Origin of the sequence: Roseobacter fucihabitans (genome assembly GCF_014337925.2) — a bacterium.
Classification (GTDB): domain Bacteria; phylum Pseudomonadota; class Alphaproteobacteria; order Rhodobacterales; family Rhodobacteraceae; genus Roseobacter; species Roseobacter fucihabitans.
This window is the reverse complement of record NZ_CP143424.1, coordinates 70,060-82,404: the sequence shown is the minus strand read 5'-3', so window position 1 is coordinate 82,404 and position 12,345 is coordinate 70,060. Positions and strand designations below refer to the sequence as shown.

General features: G+C 54.2%; 7 protein-coding genes and 3 pseudogenes. 4 read left to right on the top strand and 6 right to left on the bottom strand.

From position 1 onward, the window contains the following. Positions 1-91: 91 nt before the first annotated feature. From ROLI_RS22440 to ROLI_RS22430, 3 genes are all read left to right on the top strand, one after another. Positions 92-1,870 carry an ABC transporter ATP-binding protein gene (locus ROLI_RS22440; protein WP_187431734.1) on the top strand — a complete coding sequence of 593 codons (1,779 nt, stop codon included), beginning with the start codon at positions 92-94 and terminating at the stop codon, positions 1,868-1,870. A 110-nt stretch (positions 1,871-1,980) separates the two neighbouring features. Further along, positions 1,981-3,753: a hypothetical protein gene (locus ROLI_RS22435; RefSeq protein WP_187431735.1), complete on the top strand. Its 1,773-nt coding sequence runs from the start codon at positions 1,981-1,983 to the stop codon at positions 3,751-3,753. Positions 3,754-3,790: 37 nt separating this feature from the next. After that, positions 3,791-5,674 (top strand): hypothetical protein, encoded by a 1,884-nt coding sequence (locus tag ROLI_RS22430; RefSeq protein ID WP_187431736.1) that lies wholly within the window; start codon positions 3,791-3,793, stop codon positions 5,672-5,674. Between the two features lie 255 nt (positions 5,675-5,929). On the opposite strand, the pseudogene ROLI_RS23905 reads toward ROLI_RS22430, so the two are convergent. The 6 genes and pseudogenes from ROLI_RS23905 to ROLI_RS22405 all read right to left on the bottom strand — a co-directional run. Continuing rightward, positions 5,930-6,310 (bottom strand): annotated as a pseudogene (locus tag ROLI_RS23905) (transposase); the annotation flags it as partial. Between the two features lie 156 nt (positions 6,311-6,466). Next, a pseudogene (locus tag ROLI_RS22425) lies at positions 6,467-7,715 on the bottom strand (IS3 family transposase). A gap of 34 nt (positions 7,716-7,749) precedes the next feature. Beyond that, positions 7,750-8,094 (bottom strand): transposase, encoded by a 345-nt coding sequence (locus ROLI_RS22420; RefSeq protein ID WP_187431737.1) that lies wholly within the window; start codon positions 8,092-8,094, stop codon positions 7,750-7,752. Between the two features lie 478 nt (positions 8,095-8,572). Next, positions 8,573-8,784: pseudogene (locus tag ROLI_RS22415) on the bottom strand (transposase); the annotation flags it as partial. A gap of 416 nt (positions 8,785-9,200) precedes the next feature. Further along, positions 9,201-9,848 (bottom strand): class I SAM-dependent methyltransferase, encoded by a 648-nt coding sequence (locus tag ROLI_RS22410; RefSeq protein ID WP_187431738.1) that lies wholly within the window; start codon positions 9,846-9,848, stop codon positions 9,201-9,203. Between the two features lie 166 nt (positions 9,849-10,014). Further along, a complete protein-coding gene (locus ROLI_RS22405; RefSeq protein ID WP_187431739.1) occupies positions 10,015-10,176 on the bottom strand; it encodes a hypothetical protein in 162 nt (53 codons plus the stop codon). A 386-nt stretch (positions 10,177-10,562) separates the two neighbouring features. Here ROLI_RS22405 and ROLI_RS22400 point away from each other — a divergent pair, with 386 nt between their 5' ends. Beyond that, positions 10,563-12,035 (top strand): hypothetical protein, encoded by a 1,473-nt coding sequence (locus tag ROLI_RS22400; protein ID WP_187431740.1) that lies wholly within the window; start codon positions 10,563-10,565, stop codon positions 12,033-12,035. The last annotated feature ends 310 nt before the right edge of the window (positions 12,036-12,345 follow it).

The window sequence follows — 12,345 nt, the reverse complement described above, 5'->3', positions numbered from 1 at the left end:
CACTTGCTTGAAAACAGTATTGGAAATGCAATCTCGACATGAGGCAGAATAGGCCGTACTCAGAGGTCGAACCGAAAAGAAGCGTGTTGAAATGTTTGAGAGTTTTACCGCCAACTTGAACCGTAAAATGCTCGTTCGCCTGTTGCGCGAGAACTTTGGTTTGCAGAAATTCAGCTATGGGGTGGCGATTTGCGCAATGATCGTCATTGCGATCACAACTGCACTGACGGCCTGGATCATGGCGGATATCATCGATACGATGGTGGAGTCGGGGGATCGGTTCAAGGTTTTTACCGTCGCCGCCGCCGTTGCGCTGATCTTTACGGTCAAGGGGGTGGCAACCTATGTGCAGGTCGTTTTCCTGAGCCGCGCAGGTAACAGTATCGTTGCCGCACAACAACAAAAGCTCTATGATAACATCCTGCAACATGGCATCGCCTTTTTCAGCGAGCGCGGCGTCTCGGATATCCTGAACCGGGTGACGCTGTCGGCACAATCCGCCCGAAGCGTGATCGATACGATCGTGATGGGGGCCGTGCGCGATCTGTTGACGCTTATCGGTCTGATTGTGGTGATGTTCTACCAGCAGCCGACGCTGTCGTTGTTTTCAATCATCTTTGGACCCATCGCCATCATTGGCATTCGCAAAATCCTCTCCCGGGTTGGCAGCATCGTCGAGGCTCAGATCGCCTCCTCCAAGGAGATTATCAAGATCATCCAGGAGACCTCCGCCGGCATCCGCGTGATCAAGGCCTTCGCCTTAGAAGAGCGCATGTCCCAACGGATGGGGCAGGCGGTTTCGACCGTCGAAAACCGCAGCAACGCCATGGCGCGCCTGTCTGCGGCCACAAGCCCGTTGATGGAAATACTGTCAGGTTTTGCAATCGCCTCCGTTGTCGCGCTGAGCGCGGTGAATATCTTTGGCGAAAGCACCACGACGGCAGGTGAGTTGATGTCTTTCGTCACCGCCCTGTTGATGGCTTATGAACCGGCAAAGCGGCTGGCGCGCATGCGGATCAGTATCGAAAGCGGCATGATCGGCGTGGGTATGATGTATCAGGTGCTCGACACCCCGATCACGATCAAGGAGGTCTCGGACGCTGTGCCGCTTCCTGGTGGTGCGGGGGCGGTCCGTTTCAAGGACGTAAGCTTTCAATATGGTGCTGATCAAGACAAACCGATCCTGAAGCACCTGGATATCGAATTCAAGGCCGGGCAGACGACCGCTTTGGTGGGTCCGTCGGGCGGGGGCAAATCGACCATCATCAATCTGATCTTGCGCCTTTATGACCCCACCAGTGGCAGCATTGAGATCGACGGCTGCGATCTGCGCGCGGCGCGTTTTGACTCCCTGCGCGACAAGATTGCCTTTGTCGGTCAGGAGACTTTTCTCTTTGAGGGCACGGTGCGCCACAACATCACTCTTGGGAAAGAGACCGCCACGGAGGCCGAGATCATTGCCGCCGCCAAAGCCGCCAATGCGCATGAATTCATTACCAAGATGCCGCAAGGGTATGATGCGGACATCGGGGAGAATGGATTTGCCCTGTCGGGCGGGCAACGCCAGCGCATCGCGATCGCGCGCGCCATTCTGCGTGACAGTGCGATCCTGTTGATGGATGAGGCGACCAGTGCGTTGGATTCGGAATCCGAACATCTGGTCAAGGAGGCGCTGCTCCGGCTCAGCGAGGGGCGCACGACCATCGTCATCGCGCACCGGCTTTCCACGGTACTCAGCGCGGATCAGATATTGGTATTGAAGGAGGGAGAGGTGATCGAACAGGGTAAGCTGGCTGAGCTGTTGGAATTGGACGGAGTTTTCCGCACCCTTTATGATTTGCAATACAACCAGCCCGATGCGGCTTCGTGATGGTGCTTGAAGAATAGATCAACCCCACAAGATCGCGGCGTAAAACGCTACGTAAAAACCAAGGCCCACAAGCTGGGTTTCCAAAAAGGCAACGAGGAATGAGCCCCATCATGACAGTACTCAGAAGTTACCTGATCGTGGTTGCATTTAGTTGCCTGGCAACCGCGCTGGCGCTTGATGTCTTTCGCATGCAGGATTTCAACGTCCCGTTCCATTACCTGACGGATCGCTCGATCTTCATCTGGCATAACTTCGACGTCAATCTCTATTTTGCTTATGCCAAGGGCATTGATGAAGGCACCGGGGCTGGTGATCTTGCGCGGCTGGCCGGGGGAGCGGGGGTTGTGGCGCGCGACTACCCCGTGCCGCTGTTCCAGCCGCTGATTTATGCGCTACTGGCGCTTTTTACCCGTTTTACCGATTGGGGCGGAGCTTTGAATGTGCTCTACTTGATGGGCTTTCCTGCCATCGCGCTTACTGCCAATATTGCCCTGCGCGAAAGGGGCATTGCACCCGCTATCGCAGGGGCGCTTGCGATCCTTTATGCTCTGCTGCCATTTCACACATACTCCGGTCAGATGCATATTGCCCTGTCCTTCTACTTTGCGATCCCACTGGTGGTGATGGTGGCTTGCTGGATCGGGGAAGGGCGTTTGGATTCAGATCCGAAACTTGTTGTCCCGTGGGGGCTACTGGCAGGATTTCTGGCGGCGACGACCGACCCCTATTATGGGTTTTTTGGCGCTATGACGCTGTTTTTTGCGGGGCTTTACAGGCTGTCACAGGCGCGCGCGAACCGGCATTGGAAAAGCATTACCCTAATTAGCCTACTGGTGGCTTTTCCGGTCGCAGTCATCGGGTTCTTGGGATGGGACGCAATTCTGAACGGCAACGGCGTCGGGGCAGAACGTCTCTGGCAGCATGCAGAGTTCTGGGGGCTGAAACCGATACAACTGATCCTGCCGATCCGGGACCATTTCAGCGGCACTTTTCGGGACCTGTCGCGCCAGTACAACGACATCTATCCCAGTGCACATATCAATGAGTCCGTTTCACTGGGGCTGATCGGTACGGTGGGGCTGATCCTGCTGCTTTGGGGAAAGCTGGCTGATACGCTGGTCCCGCGCCTGCGCGTACCGGGGGCCTTGATGCTGGCCTATCTGCTCTATGCCTCTGCCGCTTCGCTGGGGCTTTTCTTCGCGCTGCAGGGGTTGATGGTGTTTCGCTCGCTCTATCGTTTTGCGCCTTTCATCGGGTTCATCGCCCTGATCCCCGTAGGCCTTCTCGCCAGCCAGTGGTGGGCCCGCGCGCCACGTCGCAAATTGGCCTGGGGGGTGCTGATCTTGGTATCCATTGTGGCACTGGCGGATGTTACCGGCAAGCAATCGCGACCCCAATTTGACGAAATCAAAGAGGCTTATCAGAGCGATAGCGCCTATTTCGCCGCCCTTGAGGGCGCGCTCGCACCGGGCACTCGTATCCTGCAACTGCCGCATGGCCGCTTTCCGGAGGGCGGCAGTGTGGGACGCATTCAAATGTATGAGCAATTCGTACCCTATCTACATACGCAAACAATGCTGTTCAGCTATGGCGCGCGCCCAGACTCCGAGCTGGGACAACAGCTTGAGGCCCTTGATGCAACTCCTGCCGCTGATCTTGCCGAGGCCGTCTGTGCAGCCGGTTTCGAGGCGATCTTGCTGGACCGAAGAGGGTATTTGCCCACTATTCATCTTAACCGACAGGTCAATTTCGCCAGCGTCGGGGACGTAATGAATGCCCAACCTGAACCAAGATACACAGCCATAGAGGCGGTCCTTGAAGGCACGGCGCTCACGGATGTCCAAAGCCCACGCTATGCGCTTTATGCTCCCTGTCAGGGCTAAGCGATCATGAATTACTCTAAACCGAAGGTCGATACCGTTGAACACGCCTGAAATTGTCGCCATCGCAATGGACTATCCGATTGCGCGCACAGCCCAGCTTGCCTTGCTGATCTCCCTACCGTTCACATGGTGGATCTGCCGCAGCCTCCTGCGGCTGAGTGCACTGCCCTTTGGTGTTCTGCTCCCGGCCATTTTCACGGCTCTGCTCATTGTTGTTTATCATCTGGTGGGGCTGGTGGTCGGAGATTTCTATGGCGGGGTGATCTGGGCCTCGGCTGGTTTGATCCTCGTCGGTGCGGCCCTGCGCTTTGGTACGACATTGGCTCGTCTGACGGGGCGTATCGTTCTGGGGCGCGGAGTGCTCTGGATGATCATCGGCGCTACATTTCTGCTCCTACCTGCAATTTTCCGTTTCGATTTTCACGACAAGGCGGTTGATGTTTTCGGGCATCTGACCATCATCAACAACATGCTCAATGGGTTTTACCCGCCGCGCAACCCTTTGGCCTCCTCCTTTGAGCTACCCTATCACTACGGTGTCAATCTCATGGCCGCCCTTGTCGCGACGGCAACGCATACGGCGGCCGACCGCGCGCTGGATCTGCTGACACTTGCGCTGTGGCCCTACAGTCTGACGCTGTTCGCCGTACTCAGCGCGCATTTGCTCAAACGGGAGACCGCGCCCTGGTGGGTGGTCGCGGTGGGGGCCTTCGCAGGAGGTATTCCCTGGATCGCAGAGTCGGCGTCGCTGTTATCCCACAAGGCCACGCTGATTTTCCACGTCAATGACAGCTATATAAACCCGCCTTTAGTATCCTATTTCTTTCAACACCCCTGGACCATCGGTCTGCCTCTTGGTCTAGGGGTGCTGCATATCGCTCTACCGCTTGGGGAGCGCGAAGTCGCCCTGCGCCCTGCCTTCCCCATCCTCGCCCTGTTCTTTGTCACTCTGGCGATCAGCAATGTAACCGTGGCGCTGACTTTCTCCAGTGTCATCCTCGGTTTCTTTGTTATCGAACTTTTTTGGCGGCGGGACGGGGCGGGCGAACGTCTGTCTGCCGGCGTTCTGCTGGTCGCACTGACCTTTCTTTCCATTACCTATATCTCCGGCTTCGGCGAGCTGTTCAAACAGACCAGCCAAAACAGCATTGTGGTCGCCGATCAGGGTATTGCCGGTGGGTTTTGGAAGAATATCCTTTGGAATGTGGCGACCTTTGGCCTGTTGCTCCCGCTTGGGATCTGGGGGCTTTTTCTGCTCAAACGGCGTGGGTTGATACTGGCGGGACTTGCTGGGGGCGGCTTCCTGATCCTCAATGTCCTGAAATATGAACAATCATGGGATATCGTGAAATTTGGAACTGTGGCACAGATCGCCTTCGCACTGGCCGCCGTAGTCGCGTTGCAACTGCTTTTCGCGCGTCTGCGATTGAAAACATGGGGGCTTTTACTCATTCTGATCGCCCCGGGGCTAAGCTTCAGCCTGGCCTTCTTTGCTTCACTTGAAGGCAACCCATATGCAAAAAGGGTGCGTAAGGGATATGTGGCCACAGCCCCGATTCTGACAGAAGCCGAAGCGCGTGCCATCCATCATATCCGTCGTAATATAGCAGATGGTGAATTGGTCGTTGTACCACATCCTAACTCGGTTAAATATTCGCTTTATGGTGGCCTGCCACAGTTCGACCCAACCGGCGGGAATGTTCATGTCTTTCTTGATGATGAGGACATTCAAGTGCGCAGGTTGCTGATGCAGGAAGCTAATCCAAAACTGTCTGACATGACCGAAGCGGGGGCTGCGTGGTTCGTCCGGAACCGAGAAACACCGGAGTACACAATTGAGGATGATGCCGAAGATTATGACATCAAGGTTGTCCTCAACACGGGCAGACTTGAAGTATTGCAGGCCGTCGCGGTGCCATAGTGATGGTGTGGACACCCCCGTTAACTGATTAATCCCGAACGTTTTAGACTGCAAGATCAGGTGCAAGCTGGTGTCCGGCCTCTGATGTGTCGCGACACGCGGCCGGCCCTTATGGAGATGCGCGTCTGGGTCCCAATCCTAACGACGGTTTCAATTCAACTGTAACAGAATTCTGGGTGGCCCGGTCGATCTCTTTGATCCGTGCTCCGTACCGTTCTTTCATCCTTTCAGTCCTGCCTGTATCCGTAGAGCCGCTTATGCAGCGGCACCCCGAATTTCGTAATTCATTTCCTTCGTCATCATGGCCCAAAGCTGGCGCGCCATTCGATTGGCAAGGGCTACGGCGACAACAAGACGCGGTTTCCTAGATATCACATTCGCAAGCCATTGATTATCGCAACGCCCTTTCTTCTGTGTTGCGGCAATCACGGAGCTCGCCCCAATGATCAGTCGTAGTCGTATATCTCGTTGGCCCATCTTGGTGATGCGCTCAAGCTTCTGCTTACCTCCTGTCGAATGTTGACGGGGCACGAGACCCAGCCAGGCTGCGAAACTGTGACCAGTTCGGAAAATCGTTGCCAGTGGAGAAAAGGCTTGGATCGCCAACGCGCTTTGCGGGCCGATGCCTGGAATTGTTTGGAGCCGTTTTGCCTCAGCGTCCTGTTAGGCGTAGAATTTAGTATCCACTCATTGGTTTGAACCCCCCCGTCTTCCAGACGGGATCGCTTTAGCACGAAGAATCGTCTTATGATGGTAATCCCCCCCATTTTTAATGGGGTTCAGCCGTAGAATTCAGGCGGCTGTTTTCAGTTTCGTGGCGGGTGTGATGCCACCTATGCCCATGTTGGGTCGCTCGTTGTTGTAAGTCCAGAGCCATTCAGTCGCTTGCTCTTGTGCCTCCTCGATGGTTTCAAAGATATATTGGCTCAGCCATTCGCCGCGTACGGTGCGGTTGTAGCGTTCGATATAAGCGTTCTGCTGCGGCTTGCCGGGCTGGATGTATTCCAGCCGAACATTGCGTTTCTCAGCCCATTGCATCAGCTTGCCGCTGACATATTCGGGGCCATTATCGACACGAATTACTTGCGGCTGACCACGCCATTCGATGATCTGGTTCAAGCTGCGCACGACCCGTTCTGCAGGCAGCGAGAAGTCCACCTCAATGGCCAGGCCTTCGCGATTAAAGTCATCCAAAACGTTCAACGTCCTGATCGACCGACCATCCGCAAGCTGATCCGCCATAAAATCCATGGACCATGTCTCATTTGGCCGCTCAGGCACCGCCAGTGGTTCTGGTTTGTCTCGCTTCAAGCGTTTCTCAGGTTTGATCCGCAGGTTCAGCTCCAACTCGCAGTAGATCCGCCTCTCGGCAGATTGCTGTGCAATCGCCTGTCAGCCAATGGGATAGACGCGCTTATGGTTCCACCCATAGCCCTGAACGTTGCGCAGATACAAAAAAGCACAACCCGAAGCCCCAGTTCCGTTTGTTGGCCCCCTCTCGGGCATTCGCAATGCCCTGTCAGGCAATGGTCAAGCGTTCAAACCAATCCGCGATCTCTTCGTTCTCGTCACTCAGTTCGGGACTGTATCTGTAGCAGGTCTCGCTGATCTCGAACGCACGGCACGCGAGCGCGATACTGACGCCGTGATGCGCGACTGCCTTCATGGCCATCTCTCGCCTTCGACCCTCTCGGGACATTGCTGCGCAATACCCTGCCGGGCAGTGGACGGCCTCAGCGCTTTTTTCCAAGCGCCTCCTTCAGCAAGTCGTTCTGCATGCTCATCTCTGCGTACATGCGCTTCAGACGGCGGTTCTCTTCGGCCATATCCTTCATCTCGGATATCATCGACGCATCCACTCTCGGGACATCGCTACGCGATACCCTGCCGTGCAATGCATACCGCCAAACCTGGCCCGCCATTTATAGAAACTGGCGCTGCTCATGCCATGCGCGCGGCACAGCTCAGAAACCGGCACACCGCCCTCTGCCTGCTTCAACACCGCCATAATCTGCGCGTCGCTATATCGTCCGTTCTTCATCGTAAATCTCCTCAGATATCTTGCCGAGAAAATTCTACTTTTGAACACCACTAATTTTAGGGGGGATTACCATCGGACCGATGCCTGGAAGGGTGGTCAGCCTTCGTGCAGTATCGTCTGTGCTTGCACGCCTAGGTAAATCAGCATCCAATTCCGCGACCTTCTTGCTCAAACCTGCGATCTGGTCCAAGAGCAGTCGCGCCAGATCCTGCACCGCCGCAGGCAACGCGCCATCGTCGCCATCGACAACCGCGGCAAGGCGGCTGACATGGGCAGGACCGACGGGCGCAACAATTCCCTGTTCGGCCAAACGCGCTCGTGGGGCGTCGATCGTCTGGGTGCGCTGCCGAACCAAAAGATCGCGAGTGCGATAAGCCATTGCCCCTGCCTGCTGTTCCTCGCTCTTCACTGCAACAAACCGCCCTCTCGGCGATGCATGCATCGCTTGCCGGGTAATACATGGTCGGACGGGACGCGGCCTCGGCAATCGCCTCTGCATCGGCCATGTCATTCTTTTGACGCTTCACAAAAGGTTTGACGTGGGCAGACGGGATCAACCTGGCTGTGTGACCGAGATCGCCGATCGCCCGCCCCCAGTGATGGGCACTCGCACAGGCCTTCATTGCCACCAAGCGTGGCGGCAGCTCGCTCAGAAATTTTAACAGCTCAGCACGTGACAACTTGCGCCAGAACACAACCAATCCATCGGCTCCGGCACCATGCGCCTGAAGTATGTTCTTGGCCAGATCCAGGCCGATAATGCTAACCTCGTTCATGGACGCTCTCCTCGTAGAGGGTTTCAACACCCACTACCTCGGCACCTTCGATGCCGCCGGGGGCGTCCACCCCCATCGCTTACCCATATCGCTCCATCGCTTCCAGCGGTTGTACAAGGTCTTGGGTGGGCCATAGTCTGCGGGTGCATCACACCAACGTAACCATTGCGATTGATGAAGATAATCCCGCTCAGGAGGCGCCGTTCATCAACGCGCTGTCGACCTCGGCTCCTTGGAAGGAATGGGCGAAGTCGTACCATCTGCGCTTCTGTCAGCCAATAAAGATTGCTCATCTGTCTCCCAAATCATTGGGGTTCGTGAATCATGACAACAACTCAGCATCAAGGCAATTAATAGGACCTGAACCTAGAAAAACAACAACAACGAGGATTCCTAATTCACAGTTCCCACACGGGAAGACGCTCGAGTGATGGCGCGGATCACGGCACCGATTTTGTAGCGACAGAGCAGATTATCGATCTGATCGCGGTTTCAACCTTGCCAATCCACACCCAGCCAACCCTATCATGAGGCAGTGAGTTCTAAGAGAGCCAAGGCAACCTCAGACGTTAAATAGCCCCCAAAGTGAGAAAGCGTATTGACAGATTAGAGAACAAAAACGGCTAAGATGTTAGTAGGTGCTCCCCATTGATAAACTCATACAATACCCTGTTTTGATACAGAATTGGTACTTCGTTTGTGAACCCATCTATTGTTTGCGAAATGCCACATAAGATTTGGGCAGCAGCAAGAAGCGTTCGGTCCAGATTTCTGCGTCTGGGAACATCCGAGCGAAATCCTTATACAGAATAACTGTAGTGCCTTCGATCATCTCGTTCCATTCTGGTAGAATCCGAGACCAGCGGTTGCGCAAAAAACGCTTGACCGGCGCTGGAAGAAACCACCAAAATGGGACGTATGTGTGAGCTTCAACCGGGAACCAGATCGAGGGCGTTTGCACCCAATAGCGCTCAGATAAGCGCCTCGCCTCACCGGCAAAAGCACGTTCGTTGGGCGGGCCGCCGACATGTTCGATAACGCTGTTACTAAAGCAGATATCAAAGGATTTGTCCTCGAAATTGGACATGTTACAGGCATTACCAGCCAAACATACCACATTATCTAACCCATCCGCCTGTGAAGGGTCAAAGGAACCGGGTAAGTTTACGACCGTGACATGTACTTTATGGGGAAAGTTTCTCCAGAAATGAGGTGTGCCGCCCAGATCAATGATGCGTTCGCCGCCCATGATATCCATTTTGTGGATGAACTGTTTTTGCCTGGCACGCCTACTTGCTGCCGAAAAAAGGGCCCTTAGAGTGGTAGCGGCTTCATGGACTAAATATTGTAATTTCATCTTTTTTAGATCATCCTTTTTGGGTCGTTTCAAAGTCCAACACGCTAAACAATTGGTCAATATGATATTCTAAATAGAAAAGGCAGTAAAAATTATGGCACAAACACGGATTTTTAGAGCACCGTGATCAAGATATTTTAATAGTATGTTGAATTTAAATGAGAGTTCATCTGTTGAGCCATTGAGGCTTGTTCGCCATGATGTGCTCAATGCTGGTGTCGCCTTCTGTATTGTTTGCAACCTCAGAGTTGGCTTGGAAGCGATAGCTGTTGTTTTCGATCTCGAGAATATGGCAATGGTGATCGAGTCTGGTTCCAGTAAACGCCATAACGGGTTCTTCAAATAGGGCGAAGGAAACACACCGTCCAAATTAGAAAGAATCAGCTGCCCCCTACGCGCCTGACGCCGCCAATCCCATAGGTGGCTCAGGTCAGACAAAGTAAAATTCTCTAGTTTTTCGGGGTTCAGCCGCTGATGTGACTGACATCTCATTTTTGGGCGGGCCGTCCCGGCGCTTTGGTGCGTGCTTCATTTCCAGTGGCATATAGAGTAGCGATGGGTAGGCCTTCGCTCTCATAAATATTGACAGAGCGTGTTGTCAGAGGATGGACTCTGTAAGGATGCCTGTTTGTAACAGGTCATTGATTAATACATGATAAGAGCCTGGGATCTGTTGGCTGCGAGGCCGGAAGACATTGAATAGGATTAGACAAATTGGCAACAGCTGCACTCTTGCTCTGGTTGATCGTCGCACCGATGCTGTTCGCGGCGCTGCCTGCCGTGCCAGCGCTCCTCTGGGGTGTGCTGTTACCCTATCTGTTCTTGCCCGAAGCATATGCTATCAATCTTCCGGGGCTTCCCGATATTAACAAAACCAGTGCGATCACCATTGGTCTGATGCTCGCGCTCGCATTGTACTGGAACAAATTCACCGACGCCCTGACGCAGGCGCCGACTACGCTATCCAGTCGCAGTTTCCGCTTCGGGCTTACGCTCTGCCTAAGCTTGAGTCTGCTGAGTATTGTCGGATCAGTGTTAAACAACCAAGAAGCCCTGCGGTTCGGACCCACTTTGCTGCCCGCCCTGCGCCCTTGGGACGTGATCAGTGCTATAGCGGCGTTCGCTCTCTACATCACGCCCTTTCTGTTTGCTCGACGCTACCTCGCCACGCCAGAAACACATCGCGCCTTGCTCCGTGTCATCACGATCATGGGGCTTATATATACGCTTTTGATGCTGATCGAAATTCGCCTCAGCCCACAGTTGCATGCCTGGGTCTACGGCTATTACCAGCACTCCTTTGCGCAGCACATCCGGGACGGATTCCGCCCCATGGTTTTTCTGCAGCACGGGCTGTGGGTCGGCTTTTTCATTTTTACCGCAACTATTGCAGCAGCTGCCCTGTGGAAGGCCGAAAAGAAGATTCAGTGGTTTTGGGCGGCGCTCTGGCTATTTTTTATCCTGATGATCAGCCGTAATCTCGGGGCTTTCGCTATCGGCGTTTTAAGTCTGGCCGTTTTCTTTGGCTTGTGGACCAGGATGCAGGTGCGCGTCGTCGTCGCGGTCGCGCTGATAATCTTGTTTTACCCAGGGCTACGGCAGGCTAATTTCATCCCGATCAAACAGATCACATCAGTAGCTGCAACGGTCTCTGCGGCCCGCGCGGGATCCCTCCAATACCGATTAGACAACGAAGACGCGTTACTGGAACGGGCGTTTCTCAAACCGCTCACCGGGTGGGGTGGCTATAAGCGTGACCGTATCTTCAATGAACTGGGTCAGGACATATCCATTTCGGAAGGGCGTTGGATCCAGACAATCGGGCGCAGCGGATGGATCGGATACATCGGCCTTTTCGGATTACTTACACTGCCAATCCTGTTTCTGCCGATCGTCAGGCGGCGTAAGGCGATACCGCCTGAAACGCTTGCGCTGGGGCTAATCGGGATGGGTAACCTGATCTACATGATCCCAAATTCGACCCTGACGCCGGTAAGCTGGCTAATTTTTGGCGCGCTTGCAGGGTTCGTTCAATACGACGTAGCCGCCCAGATAGGGGGCACCGTCTTTTCTGCAAAAACGGCACCGAACCGAAACCACTACACCCGGTTCCCGCCTAAAGCCCAAGCGGCCAGAGAGGATAACGCATACTCATCACAAGGCTCCCATAATAGATTGGCAGTGTAAGAATTATTAGAAAACGATGAATATCATTATAGCGGGATATAATTCCACTCAGCCCTACATCCCGAAGGCCCCGAATCTTTTCACTTGCTTTACCCAAGTTGTATAGAGATACACCGCCTGACTTTTTTCAAAGACTGGAGCTTTCTTGTGAAACGCCGCCTAGTTCTGATTGTAACTTTACTTTTTGTTGTTGCCTGTGTTGGCCTAGGGAGCCTAGGCGTTGGATATCTAGGACATCGCGAAAAGATCGAACCCATCTTTGGGTTGGGAGAACGCATCATCACCAGGGGACGCCGGGATTTGGGTTTGC